Below are 19207 nucleotides of genomic sequence, written 5' to 3'. Positions count from 1 at the left end.
GGAAGTGCGATCGGCGCGAGGGTCGGGCGGTCCCTGTGAGGCGGTGACCGCGGGGGATGGCCGGAGCGCGCCATCCTAGGCCGCGAACGACCCACCTGACCAGGAGTTTCGCAAGACGTATACGGCATTGTCAGTGGCGTGGTGTGCAATGGATCTCGTGCCCGCACTGGAAGAACCACTGAAAAAGGTGCTCGGCCCCGCCACCGCGAAGGTGATGGCCGAGCATCTCGGCCTGCACACGGTGGGCGACCTCCTGCACCACTACCCGCGCCGGTACGAGGAGCGGGGCCAGCTCACGCACCTCGCCGAGCTGCCGATGGACGAGCACGTCACCGTGGTCGCCCAGGTCGCCGACGCCCGGCTGCACACCTTCGCGTCCAGCAAGGCCCCCCGGGGCAAGGGCCAGCGTCTCGAAGTCACGATCACGGACGGCAGCGGCCGGCTCCAACTCGTCTTCTTCGGCTCGGGAGTTCACAAACCCCACAAGGAACTGCTGCCGGGCACACGCGCGATGTTCGCCGGCAAGGTCTCCGTCTTCAACCGCCGTCTGCAACTCGCTCATCCGGCATACGAGTTGCTGAAGGGTGACACCGAGGAAGCGGTCGAGACCTGGGCGGGCTCCCTGATCCCCATCTACCCCGCCACCGCCAAACTGGAGTCCTGGAAGATCGGCAAGGCCCTCCAGACGGCGCTGCCCAGCGCCCAGGAAGCCGTCGACCCCCTCCCGGACTCCCTCCGCGAGGGCCGTGGCCTGGTCTCCCTCCCGGAAGCCCTCCTCAAGATCCACCGCCCCCACACCAAGGCGGACATCGCCGCCGCCCGCGACCGCCTCAAGTGGGACGAGGCCTTCGTCCTCCAGGTCGCCCTCGCCCGCCGCCGCCACGCCGACGCCCAACTCCCCGCCGTAGCCCGCACACCGTCTCCGGACGGCCTCCTCACCGCCTTCGACGACCGCCTTCCGTTCACCCTCACGGACGGGCAGGTGAAGGTGTCCAGGGAGATCTTCGACGACCTGGCGACGGAGCATCCGATGCATCGACTGCTTCAGGGGGAGGTGGGCAGCGGAAAGACCATGGTGGCCCTCCGCGCCATGCTCGCCGTCGTCGACGCGGGCGGACAGGCCGCGATGCTCGCGCCCACCGAAGTGCTCGCCCAGCAGCATCACCGTTCCATCACCGAGATGATGGGGGAGCTGGCCGAGGGCGGGATGCTGGGCGGGGCCGAGCGGGCGACCAAGGTCACGTTGCTCACCGGGTCCATGGGGACGGCCGGTCGGCGACAGGCACTCCTCGACCTCGTCACCGGCGAGGCCGGGATCGTGATCGGCACGCACGCGTTGATCGAGGACAAGGTCCAGTTCCACGACCTGGGTCTGGTCGTCGTCGACGAACAGCACCGCTTCGGCGTGGAGCAGCGCGACGCCCTGCGCGGCAAGGGCAAGCAGCCTCCGCACCTGCTCGTCATGACCGCCACCCCCATCCCGCGCACGGTCGCCATGACGGTCTTCGGCGACCTGGAGACCTCCGTCCTGGACCAACTCCCGGCCGGCCGCTCACCGATCGCCACCCATGTCGTCCCCGCCGCCGACAAGCCGCACTTCCTGGCCCGCGCCTGGGAGCGGGTCCGCGAGGAGGTGTCCAACGGCCATCAGGCGTACGTCGTCTGCCCCCGCATCGGCGACGAGGACGACGACCCGAAGAAGGCCGGCAAGAAGAAGTCCGCCGAGGACGAGGCCGAGAAGCGCCCGCCGCTCGCCGTCCTCGACATCGCCGCCCAGCTCGCCAAGGGCCCCCTCCAGGGGCTGAGGATCGAGGTGCTGCACGGCCGTATGCACCCCGACGACAAGGACGCGGTGATGCGCCGCTTCGCCGCCGGGGACACGGACGTCCTGGTCGCGACGACGGTCATCGAGGTCGGCGTCAACGTGCCCAACGCCACAGCCATGGTGATCATGGACGCGGACCGCTTCGGCGTCTCCCAGCTCCATCAGCTCCGTGGCCGCGTCGGCCGCGGCTCCGCCCCCGGCCTCTGCCTCCTGGTCTCCGAGATGCCCGAGGCCAGCCCCGCCCGCCAACGGCTCACCGCCGTCGCGTCCACCCTCGACGGCTTCGAACTCTCCCGCATCGACCTCGAACAGCGCCGGGAGGGCGATGTGCTGGGGCAGGCGCAGTCCGGTGCCCGCACGTCCCTGCGGGTGCTGTCCGTCATCGAGGACGAGGAGGTCATCGCGGAGGCGAGGGAGGAGGCGACGAAGGTGGTGGAGGCGGATCCCGAACTGGAGCACCTCCCCGGGCTGCGTACGGCGCTGGACGCGCTGCTGGACGAGGAGAGGGAGCAGTACTTGGAGAAGGGCTAGCGGCCTGCCGACCTGCTCCCAGGAGCGTGCGGCCGTAGTCCGCATGCGGTTACCGCCGCGCGGCCGCGACCAGCCACAATGGACCTGCACTCACCCACGGACAAGGACCCCAGATGACCCGCGTGATCGCCGGTGAAGCCGGCGGACGTCGACTCGCCGTCCCGCCCGGCACCGGAACCCGCCCCACCTCCGACCGCGCACGCGAGGGCCTCTTCTCCACCTGGCAGTCCCTCCTGGGCGCCCCCTTGAGCGGCGAACGGGTCCTGGACCTGTACGCCGGTTCCGGAGCCGTGGGCCTGGAGGCACTCTCCCGTGGCGCGAGCCACACCCTCCTCGTCGAGGCCGACCCGAAGGCCGCCCGCGTCATCAGGGAGAACGTCAAGAACGTGGGCCTCCCCGGCGCCGAGGTGAGGGCGGGCAAAGCGGAACAGATCGTCCAGACGCCGGCGCCGACGGACCCGTACGACATCGTCTTTCTCGACCCGCCGTATGTTGTCCCAGATCACGATCTTCGGGAGATTCTGCTCACACTCCGGTCGGGGGGCTGGCTCGCGCCGGACGCGCTCGTCACCGTGGAGCGCAGCACCAGAGGCGGCGAATTCGGGTGGCCGGACGGGTTCGACGCGATCCGGGCCCGTCGCTACGGCGAGGGGACCTTTTGGTACGGTCGCGCCGCCTCTACGTGCGAAGACGCACGATGACCGGACCGGAGAGCGAGGGAACTCAGTTGCGCCGCGCCGTTTGTCCGGGGTCGTTCGACCCCATCACCAATGGACACCTCGACATCATCGCCCGTGCCTCCAGGCTCTACGACGTCGTGCACGTCGTCGTGATGATCAACCAGTCGAAGAAGGGCATGTTCACCGTCGACGAGCGGATCGAGCTGATCGGCGAGGTCACCGCCGAGTTCGGCAACGTCCAGGTCGAGGCGTACCACGGCCTGCTCGTCGACTTCTGCAAGCAGCGCGACATCCCGGCCATCGTCAAGGGCCTGCGCGCGGTCAGCGACTTCGACTACGAACTCCAGATGGCCCAGATGAACAACGGACTGTCGGGCGTCGAAACCCTGTTCATCCCGACCAGCCCCACCTACAGCTTCCTGTCGTCCTCCCTGGTCAAGGAGGTCGCGCAGTGGGGCGGCGACATCTCCCACCTGGTGCCGGCCGTCGTCCTGGAAGCGCTGCACGAGCGGCTCGGCCAGAGCTGAGGGACTGACAGTGCGTCACCCGGTGTCGGGCGGGGCGGGAGTGGTCGTACAGTCGACCCGTCCGTCTCCAACACGTCGGTAGAGAGTGGCGAGCACACGGTGGACGTGCAGAAGAAGCTCGACGAGATCGTCGCCTCGGTCTCCAGCGCCCGGTCCATGCCCATGTCGGCCTCGTGCGTGGTCAACCGCGCCGAGCTGCTCACGCTGCTCGAAGAGGTGCGCGCGGCACTGCCGGACTCGCTGGCGGAGGCGCAGGAGCTGATCGGCGGCCGGCACGAGATGGTCGAGCAGGCCCGCCAGGAGGCCGAGCGGATCATCCAGACCGCGCACGCCGAGCGCGGCTCGCTGATCTCCGACACCGAGGTCGCCCGCCGCTCGCAGAACGAGGCGGACCGCATCCTCGCCGAGGCCCGCCAGGAGGCCGAGGAGGTCCGCGCGGAGGCCGACGACTACGTCGACTCCAAGCTCGCCAACTTCGAGGTCGTCCTCACCAAGACCCTCGGCTCGGTCGGGCGGGGCCGCGAGAAGCTGCTCGGCACGGGCCCCGGCATCGACGACCAGGGTTACGAGGACGAGGACGCCCCCGAGCGCAGCCACGACCCGGAGACCCTGCGCCGCGACGCCGACGCGTACGTGGACGTCAAGCTCGGCGCCTTCGAGGCGGTCCTCGCCAAGACCCTGGAAGCCGTGGGAAAGGGCCGGCAGAAGCTGCACGGGCGGCTCGCCAGCGACGATCTCGGAGCCCTCGCCCTCGACGACGACGGCAACCAGGTCCAGCACACCAGCGACGCCGACTACCTCGCCGACCTCGCCACCGTCACGGACACCCCGGTCTCGGCGACCCCGCTCCAGCCCGAGCAGCAGGACTACGCCCCGCAGGCGTCCTACGACTACCAGCAGACCGCCCAGCAGCAGGACCCGTACGGCTACCAGCAGCAGGGGTACGCCCAGCAGCAGGACCCCTACGGGTACCAGCAGGCGGACCCGTACGCCTATCAGGGCTACGACACCGGCCAGCAGCCCGTGTACGACCCGAACCAGATGCAGCAGGCCCAGGTCGACCCGCAGCAGAACCAGGGCCAGCAGGGCTACGCGCTCGACGAGACCAGCCTCTTCGACACCGGCATGATCAGCGCGGAGCAGCTGCGGGCGTACGAGCAGGGTCGAGGCCTGTAAGGAACCACCGGATTGGGCCGTGAGCGAAAGGTCCAGTATCCTGGCTCTTCGGTCGCGTGTACGTCCGCGATCAACGCTGCCCGGAAGCACCGAAGGGCAGCGTCCTCTTGAGCTAGCAGACCGAAAGAACAGGGATGGCTCTGAACGCCCGCCTCGACCACCGCAACCCTCTCGTGTTCGACACTCACGAGCTGGGTCGGCGTCCTGGTGCGCTGCAGCGCCTGAACCGTTCGATCGAGGCTCCCAAGGATCTCGGTATCCAGGGAGTCATCGGAGTGCCGGAAGGCGCCCCGGTGGAGCTCGACCTCCGCCTTGAGTCCGTCATGGAAGGGGTGCTTGTCACAGGCACCGCCCGTGCACTGGCCAAGGGGGAGTGCGTAAGGTGTCTGGAGCCGCTCGAGCTGTCGCTCGCAGCGGACTTCCAGGAGATGTTCTCGTACCCTGACGCCGACGACCGTGGCCGTGTGAAAGCGGAACCGGTCGACGACGCCGAGGAAGACGAGGACAGGCTCTTCATCGAGGACGGCCTGTTCGACCTCGAACCCGTGCTGCGCGATGCGGTGGTGCTCGCACTGCCGATGCAGCCGGTGTGCCAGGACGACTGTCTGGGCCTGTGCTCCGAGTGCGGAGTACGGCTCACGGACGACCCGGACCACCACCACGAAGCCGTCGACATCCGTTGGGCGGCACTGCAGGGACTCGCCGGTTCACTCGAAGACGGCGAGAAGGACGAGATCAGTGGCGAAGCGCCCCGACCGGCGCGCGCCAACGAGAAGCAGGAGAAGTAGCCGTGGCTGTTCCGAAGCGGAAGATGTCGCGCAGCAACACGCGCCACCGCCGGTCGCAGTGGAAGGCTGCGGTCACCCCTCTGGTTGCGTGCGAGCGCTGCCACGAGCCCAAGCAGCAGCACATCGCGTGCCCGTCTTGCGGCACGTACAACAAGCGCCAGGTCCTCGAGGTCTGAGCGGCTGGTGAGAGGCTCCATGTCTGACGTCAAGGCGGACTCAGTCGCCAAGAAACAGGCGGACACGGCCTCGTCCCACACGCTGTTGGAAGGGCGGCTCGGGTATCACCTCGAGTCCGCCCTTCTGGTGCGTGCGCTGACCCACCGTTCGTACGCGTACGAGAACGGCGGTCTGCCGACGAACGAGCGGCTGGAGTTCCTCGGGGACTCCGTGCTCGGCCTCGTCGTCACGGACACGCTGTACACCACCCACCCCGACCTGCCCGAAGGCCAACTGGCCAAGCTGCGGGCCGCGGTGGTCAATTCTCGTGCGCTGGCGGAGGTCGGTCGCGGTCTGGAACTCGGCTCCTTCATCCGGCTCGGCCGCGGTGAAGAGGGCACGGGTGGCCGGGACAAGGCGTCCATCCTCGCCGACACCCTGGAAGCGGTGATCGGCGCGGTCTATCTCGACCAGGGCCTCGACGCGGCCTCCGAACTGGTGCACCGCCTGTTCGACCCGCTCATCGAGAAGTCCTCGAACCTCGGTGCCGGCCTGGACTGGAAGACCAGTCTCCAGGAGCTCACCGCGACCGAAGGACTCGGTGTCCCCGAGTACCTGGTCACGGAGACCGGCCCCGATCACGAGAAGACCTTCACTGCTGCCGCCCGCGTCGGAGGCGTCTCGTACGGCACCGGCACCGGCCGCAGCAAGAAGGAGGCGGAGCAGCAGGCCGCCGAGTCCGCCTGGCGGTCCATCCGGGCCGACGCGGACGAGCGGGCCAAGAAGGCGAAGGAGGCGGCCGAACAGCCCGCCGAGGTCGTCACCGAGGCCGCCGAGCAGCCTGCCGAGGAGAACGCCGACCCTTCGTCGGCGTCCGCCTGACCAAGCAGTACGACCCGAGCGCCCGTCCCCGAGTGGGGCGGGCGCTCGGATCGTTCACCCGTGACCAGCAGGGGATGCCATGCCCGAGTTGCCCGAGGTCGAGGTAGTCCGGCGGGGCCTGGAGCGCTGGGTCGCCCAGCGGACCGTCGCCGATGCCGAGGTGCTGCATCCGCGTGCGGTGCGGCGTCATGTCGCCGGCGCCGACGACTTCGCGCATCGGCTCAAGGGGCATCGCATCGGGACGCCCAGCCGGCGCGGGAAGTACCTGTGGCTGCCGCTGGAGGACACCCACCAGGCGGTGCTGGCCCACCTCGGGATGAGTGGTCAACTCCTCGTCCAGCAGCACGAGTTCCCCGACGAGAAGCATCTGCGCATCCGGGTGCGGTTCGCCGACGGCCTCGGTACGGAACTCCGCTTCGTCGACCAACGCACCTTCGGCGGGCTGTCGTTGCACGACACCACCCCGGACGGGCTGCCGGACGTCATCGCGCACATCGCGCGTGACCCCCTGGACCCGTTGTTCGACGACGAGTTGTTCCACCAGGCGCTGCGCCGCAAGCGCACGACCATCAAACGGGCCCTGCTGGACCAGTCGTTGATCAGCGGGGTCGGCAACATCTATGCGGACGAGGCCCTTTGGCGGGCCCGCGTCCACTACGAACGTCCGACCGCGACCTTCACCCGCCCGCGCACCGCCGAACTCCTGGGCCACGCACGGGACGTGATGAACGCGGCCCTCGACGTGGGCGGCACCAGTTTCGACAGCCTGTACGTCAACGTCAACGGGGAGTCGGGCTACTTCGACCGCTCGCTCGACGCGTACGGCCGCGAGGGGCTGCCGTGCCGACGCTGCGGTACGCCGATGAAGCGGCAGGCGTGGATGAACCGGTCGAGCTACTTCTGCCCGAAGTGCCAGAGGCTGCCGCGGAGTTAGGGGGCGAGCGGTGAGGGCGCCGGCGGATTCGGACGCCGTCGCGGGGCCCTGCGGGACTCGCGGGAGGCAATTGGTCGGCGGGCGCGGAGGGGCAGGTCGGCCGCGACGGCCAGCGAGTCCAGACGCTCCCGCGGGCCCCGCGAGCCTCGCGGGAGCCAAGGAACCAGCGGGTGGCGAAGGCCGGCGGATCAAGACGCCGTCGCGGACCTAGTGGTCGTCCCGTGTCTCGTCGTAGCGTGTCCGGGCCTTCAGGACCTCGTCCATGCGGCCCTCCACGAAGTCGACCAGTCCCATGAGGCGTTCGGCGACGCCGTGGCCCAGTGGGGTCAACTCGTAGTCCACTCGCGGTGGGTTGGTCGGCTGGGCCTCGCGGTGGACCAGGCCGTCGCGCTCCAGGGCGTGCAGGGTCTGCGAGAGCATCTTCTCGCTCACGCCGTCGACGCGGCGCCGCAGTTCGTTGAAGCGCAGCGAGCCCTCGTGCAGCGCGCACAGGGTGAGTCCGCCCCAGCGGCCCGTGACGTGCTCCAGGGTGCCTCGGGAGGGGCAGGCCTTCGCGAAGACGCTGTACGGGAAGTTCTGCTCCTCCGTACGCTCCTGGGTGGTGTCCATGGCAGAAGCGTACGCGAATGCAGCGCTAACCAGAAGGGAGCACTAACCAGTGGTTAGCGCTCCCTGTCGTGGTCGGTCGGGCCGGTACTCGACCTAGTAGCCGAAGTCCTGCGTCCACCAGGGGCCCTCGGCGCCGAAGTGCACACCGACGCCCAGGGTCTTGAAGTCGCAGTTCAGGATGTTGGCCTTGTGGCCGGCGCTGTTCATCCAGGCGTCCATGACCGCGGCCGCGTCGGCCTGGCCGCGGGCGATGTTCTCGCCGCCGAGGTTGGTGATGCCGAGCTTCTCCGCCCGGTCCCACGGGGTGGCCCCGCTGGGGTCGGTGTGGTCGAAGAAGTCCTGGTCGGCCATCTGCTGGCTGAAGTTCTCGGCCAGCGTGGTCAGCGAGCTGTTGGCGGCCACCGGGCTGCAACCGACAAGCGCCCGCTGCTCGTTGACGAGCTTGAGCACCTCGGCCTCGGCGGCGGCCTCCGCGGAGACCGTCACCGGTGTGTCCGCGGACTGCGTAGGCGTCGGAGTGGTGGGCTTCGCCGAGGGGGTCGAGGTCGTCGGCTCCTCGGTCGGGGTGGCCGCAGGCTTCTTCGCCGGGGCCTTCGTGGCGGGCGCGGTGGCGGACTCGGTCGGAGCCGCCGAGGGCGAGGCCGCGCGGTCCGCGTCACGGCTCGTGGACGAGCCGTCGTCGCGGGACTCCGCGTTGCCCGAGGTGCCGCCCTGCTCGGTCGCCGAGTTGCTCGGTGAACCGGCGGCCTGCACCTTGTCCGAGCCGCCGCCACCGCCGAGCTTGTAGTTGTCCAGCCCCGGCATCGCGCCCGCGGCCACCGCCACCGTACCGATGGCGACCGCGGCGGAGACACCGAGCAGACCGGACTTGACCGCCGGCGGCACGGTCTTGCGCTTACGACGGCGCCCGCGGCCCGAGCGTGAGCCGTCGCCCCGCGCGGAGGCGCCGGCCGCCTCCGGGAAGACCACGGCGTAGTCCTCCTGGGTGGCGAAGAGATAGGCCTCGCTCTTCAGGCTGGACTCGGCCTTCAGCCGGGTCTCCGCCCGCAGCCGGGCCTCGCTCTTCGGCGGGACCTCGTGGTTCGTGAGCACCTCGCGGACCCGGTGGTCCGCGGGGGCCTGGTGGTTCTGGTGGAACTCGGCGGGGCCCTCCGGGTGGAGATAGGGCGCCATGCCGATCGTCGAGCCGTCGGCCGGGTTCCAGGCGAAGCGGTCGTTCCGGTCGGAGCGGTCGTTCCAGTCGTACGAGTCATGCGGGTCGTAGCCGCTCGTGTATGAGCCGTGCGTCTCTGTGACCCCCGTGGCGCGGCCCGTGGCGGCGCGGCCGGCGGCGGAGCGTCGGTGGCGTCCCATGTCCTTGCCTTTCGTCCTTGCGGTCAACTCGTCCGTGCGGTGACCCAGCTCACTCGATCGAGTGAGTTTCATATGAGATTCATTGGGGCGGACGGTACCGCATGGCGCGAGGGGAGCAAGTGTCCAGAGAGACATTGGCCGGTTAGGTTGCAGCCATGAGCGAGGATGTGCGGTTGGTCGCCTGGGTGCGAGGGCGTGTGCAAGGTGTGGGTTTTCGGTGGTTTACCCGTGCCAAAGCGCTGGAGATCGGCGGCCTGAGTGGTTTTGCTCTCAATTTGGGCGACGGACGCGTGCAAGTGGTCGCGGAGGGATCGCGCGAGGGCTGCGAAGGACTCCTCGGCTGGCTCCAGGGGCACGACACGCCCGGGCGCGTGGACGGCGTCACCGAGATCTGGGACACACCTCGCGGCGGCTACGACGGCTTCGCGATCCGCTGAGCACAATCTGCGAAACGGTGTAAAGCGGCCCTGGCGGACGCGGCGGGACATGCCGCCGGCACCTGCCCACAGCAGAAATGGCCTGGTGGTTGCCAAGAACGGCTCGCTCTGGCAGGCTCCGCACCTAAGGATGATCGCCATATCCAGCGAGACCCGCAGGAGTCGCAGCGCCGCCCGGTCAGGGCCGCGTGCCCCCGGGATGCCCGCCAATACGAGGCGTGATCGTGTTGACCGTCAAACTTTTTGGTGAGACTCTGAAAGCCCCGCGCACCTTAGCTGTTTGGCATGGAAGAACAGCAGAACAACACTCAAGACTGTCAAGCATCGCGGGTGCGATTCCCTCACGACCCACACCGCTTCGGTCGGTCACTCAGTGTGGAGGACCATCCATCATGGCAAAGGCGCTTCTCGGTTACGTCGGCGGCTCCGACCCGCGACTCCTCGCCGAGATGCGACGGCTCCAGCAGCGCGTCCAGGACCTGGAATCCGAGCTCGTTCGGATCCAGGACGAGAACGACGCACTGACGGCTGCCGCAACTCACGATTCGCTTCTCGAGAGCATCGACGTACGCCAGGCTGAGCCCGCGCTCACCTGATCACTGCGACGCACCATGACAGACAGGGGCTGGGCTGCCCGCATCAACCACTGAGCTGTCAGAGTTTGCAAGGGACGCTTCGGCGTCCCTTCTTTCTTTCCCCCGTATGCCTCCACCCTCTTTAACGTTTGGTGTGCCCTGCACGTTCAAGGGCGAAACCGCGGGGAACCGGACGTTCATGGAGAGAGCGAGCGGCGGAAGGTAGAGTCCAGCGGCGTGCACCTCAAGGCCCTGACCCTCCGGGGGTTCAAATCGTTCGCCTCGGCGACCACGCTCCGGTTCGAGCCGGGAATCACGTGCGTCGTCGGTCCGAACGGCTCGGGCAAGTCCAATGTCGTGGACGCGCTCAGCTGGGTCATGGGCGAACAGGGCGCCAAGTCGCTGCGCGGCGGCAAGATGGAGGACGTCATCTTCGCCGGCACCACCGGCCGCCCTCCGCTGGGCCGCGCCGAGGTGTCCCTCACCATCGACAACTCCGACGGGGCGCTGCCCATCGAGTACGCCGAGGTCACCATCACGCGGATCATGTTCCGCAACGGCGGCAGCGAGTACCAGATCAACGGCGACACGTGTCGCCTCCTCGACATCCAGGAACTCCTCTCCGACTCCGGCATCGGCCGCGAGATGCACGTCATCGTCGGCCAGGGCCAGCTCGACTCCGTCCTGCACGCCGACCCCATGGGCCGGCGCGCCTTCATCGAGGAAGCGGCCGGCGTCCTCAAGCACCGCAAGCGCAAGGAGAAGGCGCTGCGGAAACTGGACGCGATGCAGGCCAACCTCGCGCGCGTGCAGGACCTCACGGACGAACTCCGCCGCCAGCTCAAGCCCTTGGGCCGCCAGGCCGCGGTCGCCCGCCGCGCCGCCGTCATCCAGGCGGATCTCCGAGACGCGCGCCTGAGGCTGTTGGCAGACGATCTCGTACGACTGCGCCAGGCGCTGAACACGGAGATCGCCGACGAGGCCGCGCTGAAGGAACGCAAGGAGGCCGCCGAGCTGGAGCTGCGCAAGGCGCTCCAGCGCGAGGGACTCCTGGAGGACGAGGTACGGCAGCTCACCCCGCGCCTCCAGCGCGCCCAGCAGACCTGGTACGAGCTGTCCCAACTGGCCGAGCGGGTCCGCGGCACGATCTCGCTGGCCGACGCCCGAGTGAAGAGCGCGACCTCCGCACCCCCCGAGGAACGGCGGGGCCGCGACCCCGAGGACATGGAGCGCGAGGCCGCCCGGATCCGCGAGCAGGAGGCCGAGTTGGAAGCGGCCTTGGAGGCGGCCGAGCACGCCCTGGAGGACACGGTCGCCCACCGCTCCGAACTGGAACGCGAACTCACCGCCGAGGAACGGCGGTTGAAGGACCTGGCCCGTTCCATCGCCGACCGCCGTGAAGGCCTCGCCCGGCTCAACGGCCAGGTCAACGCGGCCCGTTCACGCGCCGCCTCCGCCCAGGCCGAGATCGACCGCCTCGCCGCCGCCCGCGACGAGGCCCAGGAACGTGCGGTCACCGCCCAGGAGGAGTACGAGACCCTCCAGGCCGAGGTGGACGGCCTCGACGCCGGCGACGCCGAACTCTCCGACCGGCACGAGCAGGTCAAGCGGCAGCTCGCCGAGGCGGAGGCCGCGCTGACGGCAGCCCGGGAGGCGACCACGGCGGCGGAACGCAGGCGAGCCGCCACCCAGGCCCGCCACGAGGCGCTGGCGCTGGGCCTGCGCCGCAAGGACGGCACCGGCATACTGCTGGGCGCCCGCGACCGCCTCACCGGAATCCTGGGCCCGGCGGCGGAACTGCTCACGGTGACCCCGGGCCACGAGACAGCCCTGGCGGCAGCGTTCGGCGCGGCGGCGGACGCGATCGCGGTGACGACACCGTCCTCGGCGGCCGACGCGATCCGCCTGCTGCGCAAGCAGGACGGAGGCCGGGCGGCACTGCTGCTGGCAGGAGACCTGGACATCTCGTCGCCGGTGGCCGAGGCGCCCCAAGGGAGCGCGGGGCAGGATTCGTTCGCGGCCGCGCCGCGGAGCGCGCCCGGCCACGACGCACCCGCAGCCGCCCAACAGCCTTTCGCGGCAGACCTGGTACGCGCCCCCGCCGACCTCATGCCCGCCATCCGCCGCCTCCTCCACAACATCGTCGTCGTGAGCACCCTCGAAGACGCCGAGCAACTCGTATACACGCGCCCGGAGTTGACGGCGGTGACCGCCGAAGGCGACCTGCTCGGAGCCCACTTCGCCCACGGCGGCTCCGCCGGCGCCCCCAGCCTCCTCGAAGTCCAGGCCTCCGTGGACGAAGCAGCTGCCGAACTCGAAGAACTGGCCGTCCGCTGCGAAGAGTTGGCCGGCACCCAGCAGACCGCGGCCGAGCGCCGCAAGGAATGCGCCGCGCTGGTCGAGGAGTTGGGGGAGCGCCGCCGAGCCGCGGAACGCGAGAAGTCGGCCGTGGCACAGCAGTTGGGCCGACTGGCCGGACAGGCGCGGGGCGCCGCCGGCGAGGCCGAGCGGTCGACCGCGGCGGCGGCACGAGCGCAGGACGCGCTCGACAAGGCCGTAGAAGAGGCTGAAGTGCTGGCTGAACGGCTGGCTGTGGCTGAGGAGTTGCCGGTCGAGGAGGAGCCCGATACGAGTGTGCGGGATCGGCTTGCCGCTGACGGGGCCAATGCTCGGCAGACCGAGATGGAGGCGCGGCTTCAGGTCCGTACGCATGAGGAGCGGGTCAAGGGGCTTGCCGGGCGGGCCGATTCGCTGGATCGGGGGGCTCGGGCCGAGCGGGAGGCGCGGGCTCGGGCGGAGCAGCGGCTCGCGCGGTTGCGGCATGAGGCCGCGGTCGCCGAGGCCGTCGCGTTCGGGGCGCGGCAGTTGCTCGCGCATGTCGAGGTGTCCCTCGGCCGTGCCGACGCGGAGCGCACCGCAGCCGATGCCGCCAAGGCGCGCCGCGAGCAGGAGTTGACCGCCGCCCGGAACCAGGGGCGCGACCTCAAGGGCGAGCTCGACAAGCTGACCGACTCGGTGCACCGGGGTGAGGTGCTCGGTGCCGAGAAGCGCATGCGGATCGAGCAGCTGGAGACCAAGGCGCTGGAGGAGTTGGGGGTCGAGCCGGCGGGGCTGATCGAGGAGTACGGGCCGCACCAGCTCGTGCCGCCCTCGCTCGCCGCCGAGGGCGAGATCCTGCCCGAGGACCCGGAGGACCCGCGCAACCAGCCCCGGACGTTCCACCGGGCGGAGCAGGAGAAGCGGCTCAAGTCGGCCGAGCGGGCGTACCAGCAGCTGGGCAAGGTGAACCCCCTCGCGCTGGAGGAGTTCGCGGCGCTGGAGGAGCGGCACAAGTTCCTCAGCGAGCAGCTGGAGGACCTCAAGAAGACCCGCGCCGACCTGCTTCAAGTGGTGAAGGAGGTCGACGAGCGCGTCGAGCAGGTCTTCACCGAGGCCTACCGGGACACGGCCCTCCAGTTCGAGGGTGTCTTCAGCAGACTGTTTCCGGGCGGCGAGGGCAGGTTGATCCTGACCGATCCCGACAACATGCTCACCACGGGGGTGGATGTGGAGGCCCGCCCGCCCGGCAAGAAGGTCAAGCGGCTCTCGCTGCTCTCCGGCGGCGAGCGGTCCCTCACCGCCGTAGCGCTCCTCGTGTCGATCTTCAAGGCGCGGCCCAGTCCGTTCTATGTGATGGACGAGGTCGAGGCGGCGCTCGACGACACCAACCTCCAGCGGCTGATCCGGATCATGCAGGAGCTGCAGGAGGCCTCGCAGCTGATCGTCATCACCCACCAGAAGCGCACGATGGAGGTCGCCGACGCGTTGTACGGCGTCTCCATGCAGGGCGACGGGGTCTCGAAGGTCATCTCGCAGCGCCTTCGCTAGACCGTCACAGGGTTCCCTGGACCTCCATCGTGTGTTCAATTCTTGAATGCATGGCTGTCGCCTGTGGGGTTGAAGTTCACATGAGGCCCCCTGTTGACTTCGAAACTTGAAGGCATAGTCTCTTCAGCGTTGCTTTTACCTTCAGGTGGTGGGCAGCGGGAAGCTGTGCGCCACTGGAAGGGTCGCCCCCCACCCCGGCAGCGACGCCGGTGGCCTCAGGAGTTACACGTGACCAGCACTGCGCAGGCACCTCAGTCAGGAGCCGGGTCGGCTCATCCCGAACATCTCGGGCATGTCATCTTCATCGCGGCGGCGGCCGCGATGGGCGGCTTCCTCTTCGGCTACGACAGCTCGGTGATCAACGGCGCCGTCGAGGCGATCCGCGACCGTTACGACGTAGGCTCCACGGTCCTCGCGCAGGTCATCGCGATCGCCCTGATCGGCTGTGCCATCGGCGCCGCGACCGCCGGCCGGATAGCCGACCGCATCGGCCGTATCCGCTGTATGCAGATCTCCGCGGTGATGTTCACCGTCAGCGCCGTCGGTTCGGCGCTGCCCTTCGCGCTCTGGGACCTCGCCTTCTGGCGGGTCATCGGCGGTTTCGCCATCGGTATGGCCTCCGTCATCGGCCCCGCCTACATCGCCGAGGTCTCGCCGCCCGCCTACCGCGGCCGGCTCGGCTCCTTCCAGCAGGCCGCGATCGTCATCGGCATCGCGATCTCGCAGCTGGTCAACTGGGGTCTGCTGAACGCCGCCGACGGCGACCAGCGCGGCAAGCTCATGGGCCTGGAGGCCTGGCAGGTCATGCTCGGCGTCATGGTGGTCCCGGCCGTCCTCTACGGCCTGCTCTCCTTCGCCATCCCCGAGTCCCCGCGCTTCCTGATCTCCGCGGGCAAGCTGAGCCGCGCGCACGACGTGCTGCGTGAGGTCGAGGGCGACGACATCGACCTGGACGCCCGCGTCGCCGAGATCGAGCACGCGATGAAGAGCGAGCACAAGTCGACGTTCAAGGACCTGCTCGGCGGTGGCGGCTTCTACTTCAAGCCGATCGTCTGGGTCGGCATCGGCCTCTCGGCCTTCCAGCAGCTCGTCGGCATCAACGTCGCGTTCTACTACTCCGCGACGCTGTGGCAGTCGGTCGGTGTCGACCCGACCCAGTCGTTCTTCTACTCCTTCACGACGTCGATCATCAACATCATCGGCACCGTGATCGCCATGATCTTCGTGGACCGCATCGGCCGTAAGCCGCTGGCCCTCATCGGCTCGGTCGGCATGGTCGTCGGTCTCGCGCTGGAGGCCTGGGCCTTCTCCTACCACCTCGTCGACGGCAAGCTGCCCACCGCGCAGGGCTGGACCGCGCTGATCGCGGCCCACGTCTTCGTCCTGTTCTTCGCCCTGTCCTGGGGTGTCGTGGTCTGGGTCTTCCTCGGCGAGATGTTCCCGAGCCGGATCCGCGCCGCCGCCCTCGGTGTCGCCGCGTCCGCGCAGTGGATCGCCAACTGGGCCATCACCGCGAGCTTCCCGTCGCTGGCCGACTGGAACCTCTCCGCGACCTATGTGATCTACACGGTGTTCGCCGCGCTCTCCATCCCGTTCGTCCTGAAGTTCGTGAAGGAGACGAAGGGCAAGAAGCTGGAGGACATGGGCTGACCGGCCCCCTCCCCTATGCTCGGGGAGGCGGGCTTCATCCCCCGCCGCCCGTCTCCCCGAAACCCTTTCCGTTCCTGCGTCGGTGACCTTTCCACGTCCGTGGGCTCACCAGATGAGGACGCCGCCGCCGATCTCCCGGGCCCGGAGAGCGGCGGCCTCGATGTTGTCCAGGCGGCTCTCCACGAGGTCGGTACGCTCACCGACCGCCGCGACGACAGCTTCCAGATGCTCCCGCAGCAGCGCGAGCTCGCGCAGGAAGTCCGGTACGTCAGAGGCCTCGACGTACAGGTCGCTGGAGGCCAGCACGGGAAGGTACGTGGCGCCCAGCGCGCGTACGGGCGCCGAGCCCCACACGGTCTCGCGCCAGTTCTCGAAACCGGCCGAGTCGTTGCAGCCCTCCGGAACGTCGAGCACGTTCCACTGGCCGTCCGCGTCACGCAGGAACACATCCACAGCCAAGGTCATGACCGCAGTGGACCACCGGTCGACCGGCCGGTCCACCGGTTGCGGGTAAAGGTCACTCTCCGAGTCGGGGTCACTCCCCGAGCCGCGGCAGCACCCGCTCCGCGAACAGCCGCAGGCTGCGCCATCCTTCGTCCACCGGCATCCCGCCCGACAGCGGATGCAGTACGAGATTGTCGAGGCCCAGTGCCACACACTCGTCCGGGGTGAGGATCCGGTAGACGCCCTCCGCGCGCAGCTCCGCCACGGTCGTGGCCCCCGACTTCACCGCCGAGCGGATCTCCCCGGACTGCCAGGAGGCGTAGGTCCGCGCCTCGTGCAGGAAGTGCGCGCCGTACTCGGCCCAGGCCCGGTCCGGGTCCTCGGCGATGTGCAGCAGGGGGGTCTCCGGGCCCGGCATCATGGTCCACCCCTCGGTGCCGTACTCCACCAGCCGGTCCTTGTAGTACGCCTCCAGGTCGGGAAGGTGCGCGCTGGGGAAGAAGGGCAGCCCCAGCCGGGCGGCCCGACGCGCGGCGGCCTTCGAGGAACCGCCGACCAGCAGCAGGGGGTGCGGGTCGGAGAAGGGGCGCGGGGTGACCCGTACGGTACGGCCGCGGTACTCGAACTCCTCGCCGGACCACGCCTTCAGGACCGTCTCCAGCAGCTCGTCCTGGAGCTTGCCCCGGCGCTTCCAGTCCACGTCGAACTGGGCGTACTCCTCGGGCCGGTACCCGATCCCGGCCACGGTCACCAGCCGGCCGCCGCTCAGCAGATCGAGTACGGCGATGTCCTCGGCCAGCCGCAGCGGGTCGTGCAGCGGGCCGATGACCGCGGAGACGGTCACGGCGATGTGCCGGGTCGCGCCGAACACCGCGCCCGCGAAGGCGAAGGGCGACGGCAGCCAGTTGTTGGCGACGCCGTGGTGCTCCTCCGTCTGCACGGTGGTGATCCCGTGCTCGTCGGCGTACGCGGCCATCTCCAGGGCGGCCCGGTAGCGGGCGCTCAGCGAGGCGGGGGTCGCGCCGGGTTCGACGAGATTGAAACGTACGACCGAGACGGGCATGGGAGGTCCCCCTTCGTGTGTGGTGGGGGACGGTAGCTGACGGGACATCAGATGGCCATGGGTGTGGCTGTGGCCGTGGGCATGCTCGTTGCCGTTGCCGTTGCCGTTGCCGTGGGCGTCCGGGCGTCTCGGCGTGTGCGGGGGCGTGGGCGGTGCCTGGTTCGTCACGGCTGCCTCGCCTGCCCGGCCTTCCCCGCCTCGCCCGCCCTCCCCCGAGCCCGGCACCGGTCCCGGACCCTGCTCCGGACAGGTCCCGGACCCCGGTCCGGACACACCCCGAACCCTCTCCGAACCCGCTCCGAACCCCGGCCGCGCCCAAGCTGGGCCCCGGCCAGACCCATGGCTGATACTGGGTGGGTTATGGAAACCGTCATCCTTGCTGTAGTCATCGCCGTGGTCGTGCTCGGTGTGCTCGGTGGGCTCGTCGTCGGTAGTCGGCGTAAGAAGCCGCTGCCCCCGCCGCCCACCTCCGTGCCCGACATCACCGCCCCGCCGGCCGAGCCGCACGTCGGCGACGAGGCCGAGACGCCGCGCGACGAAGCGCGCCGGACGATAGAGGAGGTGGATCTTCCGGACGGTTCGGCCCCGGTCGCCGTCGAGGAACCCCCCGTACCGGACGTCCCCGTACTGGACGTCCCCGAGCCGACCGCCGGACGGCTCGTCCGGCTGCGCTCGCGGCTCTCCCGCTCGCAGAACGCGCTCGGCAAGGGGCTGCTCACGCTGCTGTCCCGCGAGCACCTCGACGAGGACACCTGGGAGGAGATCGAGGACATCCTCCTCACCGCCGACGTCGGCGTGGCCCCCACCCAGGAACTGGTCGACGGACTGCGCGCCCGCGTGAAGGTGCTCGGCACCCGCACCCCGCAGGAGCTGCGCACCCTGCTCCGCGAGGAACTGCTCAAGCTGGTCGGCACCGACATCGACCGCACCGTGAAGACCGAGCCCGAGGACCGCAAGCCCGGCATCGTGATGGTCGTCGGGGTCAACGGCACCGGCAAGACCACCACCACCGGCAAGCTCGCCCGCGTGCTCGTGGCCGACGGCCGTACCGTCGTGCTCGGTGCCGCCGACACCTTCCGGGCCGCCGCCGCCGACCAGTTGCAGACCTGGGGTGAGCGGGTCGGTGCCCACACCGTGCGCGGGCCCGAGGCCGGTGACCCCGCCTCCGTCGCGTTCGACGCGGTCAAGGAGGGCAAGGAGATGGGGGTCGACGTCGTCCTCATCGACACGGCCGGGCGACTGCACACCAAGACCGGGCTCATGGACGAGCTGGGCAAGGTCAAGCGGGTGGTCGAGAAGCACGCGCCGCTCGACGAGGTGCTGCTCGTGCTCGACGCCACCACCGGGCAGAACGGGCTGGTGCAGGCCCGGGTCTTCGCCGAGGTCGTCGACATCACCGGCATCGTGCTGACCAAGCTGGACGGTACGGCCAAGGGCGGCATCGTCATCGCCGTACAGCGCGAACTGGGCGTACCGGTCAAGCTGATCGGCCTCGGCGAAGGGGCGGACGATCTCGCGCCGTTCGAGCCGGAGGCATTTGTTGACGCCCTTATCGGCGACTGACGTTCCGCGGGTCGCGTGGGTTTTTCGCTGCGGGTCGGTGGGGGCCGGTGGGGGCCGGTCGCGCCCACGCGGCGGAGCCGCACATGTCACAGCCCCGCGCCGCCTGCGGGAGCGCCGTAGCCCCCGTCGAAGAAGTGCCCGTCCCTC

Annotated in this window: 17 protein-coding genes; 13 read left to right on the top strand and 4 right to left on the bottom strand. The window is 69.6% G+C overall.

The features are described 5' to 3' along the window. Positions 1–148 precede the first annotated feature (148 nt). From recG to mutM, 8 genes are all read left to right on the top strand, one after another. On the top strand, positions 149–2356 hold the full coding sequence (gene recG / locus JHN63_RS16760; protein ID WP_200681868.1) for an ATP-dependent DNA helicase RecG: 2208 nt from the start codon (positions 149–151) through the stop codon (positions 2354–2356). A gap of 113 nt (positions 2357–2469) precedes the next feature. Next, positions 2470–3057: a 16S rRNA (guanine(966)-N(2))-methyltransferase RsmD gene (gene rsmD, locus JHN63_RS16755; RefSeq protein WP_200681867.1), complete on the top strand. Its 588-nt coding sequence runs from the start codon at positions 2470–2472 to the stop codon at positions 3055–3057. Positions 3058–3083: 26 nt separating this feature from the next. Continuing rightward, on the top strand, positions 3084–3563 hold the full coding sequence (gene coaD / locus JHN63_RS16750; protein WP_200681885.1) for a pantetheine-phosphate adenylyltransferase: 480 nt from the start codon (positions 3084–3086) through the stop codon (positions 3561–3563). Positions 3564–3662: 99 nt separating this feature from the next. After that, positions 3663–4739 carry an ATP synthase F0 subunit B gene (locus JHN63_RS16745; RefSeq protein WP_200681866.1) on the top strand — a complete coding sequence of 359 codons (1077 nt, stop codon included), beginning with the start codon at positions 3663–3665 and terminating at the stop codon, positions 4737–4739. 134 nt (positions 4740–4873) lie between these two features. After that, positions 4874–5527 carry a DUF177 domain-containing protein gene (locus JHN63_RS16740; RefSeq protein WP_200681865.1) on the top strand — a complete coding sequence of 218 codons (654 nt, stop codon included), beginning with the start codon at positions 4874–4876 and terminating at the stop codon, positions 5525–5527. A 2-nt stretch (positions 5528–5529) separates the two neighbouring features. Beyond that, positions 5530–5703 carry a 50S ribosomal protein L32 gene (gene rpmF, locus JHN63_RS16735; RefSeq protein WP_015657589.1) on the top strand — a complete coding sequence of 58 codons (174 nt, stop codon included), beginning with the start codon at positions 5530–5532 and terminating at the stop codon, positions 5701–5703. Positions 5704–5722: 19 nt separating this feature from the next. Beyond that, entirely contained in the window at positions 5723–6565 is an 843-nt protein-coding gene (gene rnc, locus JHN63_RS16730) for a ribonuclease III (RefSeq protein ID WP_234477117.1), read from the top strand. A 79-nt stretch (positions 6566–6644) separates the two neighbouring features. Next, complete coding sequence (mutM, locus tag JHN63_RS16725; RefSeq protein WP_200681863.1) at positions 6645–7499, top strand: bifunctional DNA-formamidopyrimidine glycosylase/DNA-(apurinic or apyrimidinic site) lyase; 855 nt, start codon at positions 6645–6647, stop codon at positions 7497–7499. A 207-nt stretch (positions 7500–7706) separates the two neighbouring features. Here the strand turns inward: mutM and JHN63_RS16720 are convergent, their stop codons facing one another. Together JHN63_RS16720 and JHN63_RS16715 are read right to left on the bottom strand one after the other, a co-directional pair. Continuing rightward, positions 7707–8108 carry a helix-turn-helix domain-containing protein gene (locus JHN63_RS16720; protein ID WP_200681862.1) on the bottom strand — a complete coding sequence of 134 codons (402 nt, stop codon included), beginning with the start codon at positions 8106–8108 and terminating at the stop codon, positions 7707–7709. Positions 8109–8201: 93 nt separating this feature from the next. Next, positions 8202–9461, bottom strand: a complete 1260-nt coding sequence (locus tag JHN63_RS16715; RefSeq protein ID WP_200681861.1) for a CAP domain-containing protein — start codon at positions 9459–9461, stop codon at positions 8202–8204. A 155-nt stretch (positions 9462–9616) separates the two neighbouring features. On the opposite strand from JHN63_RS16715, the gene JHN63_RS16710 reads away from it, so the two are divergent. The 4 genes from JHN63_RS16710 (at position 9617) to JHN63_RS16695 (ending at position 15990) form a co-directional block, all read left to right on the top strand. Next, positions 9617–9898, top strand: coding sequence for an acylphosphatase (locus tag JHN63_RS16710; protein ID WP_200681860.1), 282 nt, complete (start codon positions 9617–9619; stop codon positions 9896–9898). A gap of 392 nt (positions 9899–10290) precedes the next feature. After that, entirely contained in the window at positions 10291–10494 is a 204-nt protein-coding gene (locus tag JHN63_RS16705; RefSeq protein ID WP_019058680.1) for a hypothetical protein, read from the top strand. 216 nt (positions 10495–10710) lie between these two features. Further along, a complete protein-coding gene (smc, locus tag JHN63_RS16700) occupies positions 10711–14340 on the top strand; it encodes a chromosome segregation protein SMC (protein ID WP_200681859.1) in 3630 nt (1209 codons plus the stop codon). 228 nt (positions 14341–14568) lie between these two features. Next, a complete protein-coding gene (locus JHN63_RS16695) occupies positions 14569–15990 on the top strand; it encodes a sugar porter family MFS transporter (RefSeq protein ID WP_200681858.1) in 1422 nt (473 codons plus the stop codon). A 105-nt stretch (positions 15991–16095) separates the two neighbouring features. Here the strand turns inward: JHN63_RS16695 and JHN63_RS16690 are convergent, their stop codons facing one another. Further along, positions 16096–16455: a hypothetical protein gene (locus JHN63_RS16690; RefSeq protein WP_234477108.1), complete on the bottom strand. Its 360-nt coding sequence runs from the start codon at positions 16453–16455 to the stop codon at positions 16096–16098. Positions 16456–16525: 70 nt separating this feature from the next. Then, the gene (locus tag JHN63_RS16685; RefSeq protein ID WP_200681856.1) at positions 16526–17497 is read right to left on the bottom strand and encodes an LLM class flavin-dependent oxidoreductase; all 972 of its coding nucleotides are present in this window, start codon (positions 17495–17497) and stop codon (positions 16526–16528) included. A 360-nt stretch (positions 17498–17857) separates the two neighbouring features. Between JHN63_RS16685 and ftsY the strand changes: the two genes are divergently transcribed. After that, positions 17858–19060: a signal recognition particle-docking protein FtsY gene (gene ftsY / locus JHN63_RS16680; RefSeq protein WP_200681855.1), complete on the top strand. Its 1203-nt coding sequence runs from the start codon at positions 17858–17860 to the stop codon at positions 19058–19060. Positions 19061–19207 lie beyond the last annotated feature (147 nt).

Origin of the sequence: Streptomyces sp. MBT65 (assembly GCF_016612545.1) — a bacterium.
In the GTDB taxonomy this organism is placed as follows: domain Bacteria; phylum Actinomycetota; class Actinomycetes; order Streptomycetales; family Streptomycetaceae; genus Streptomyces.
Note: the sequence above shows the minus strand (reverse complement) of the source record. Positions and strands in the feature narration are given on the sequence as shown.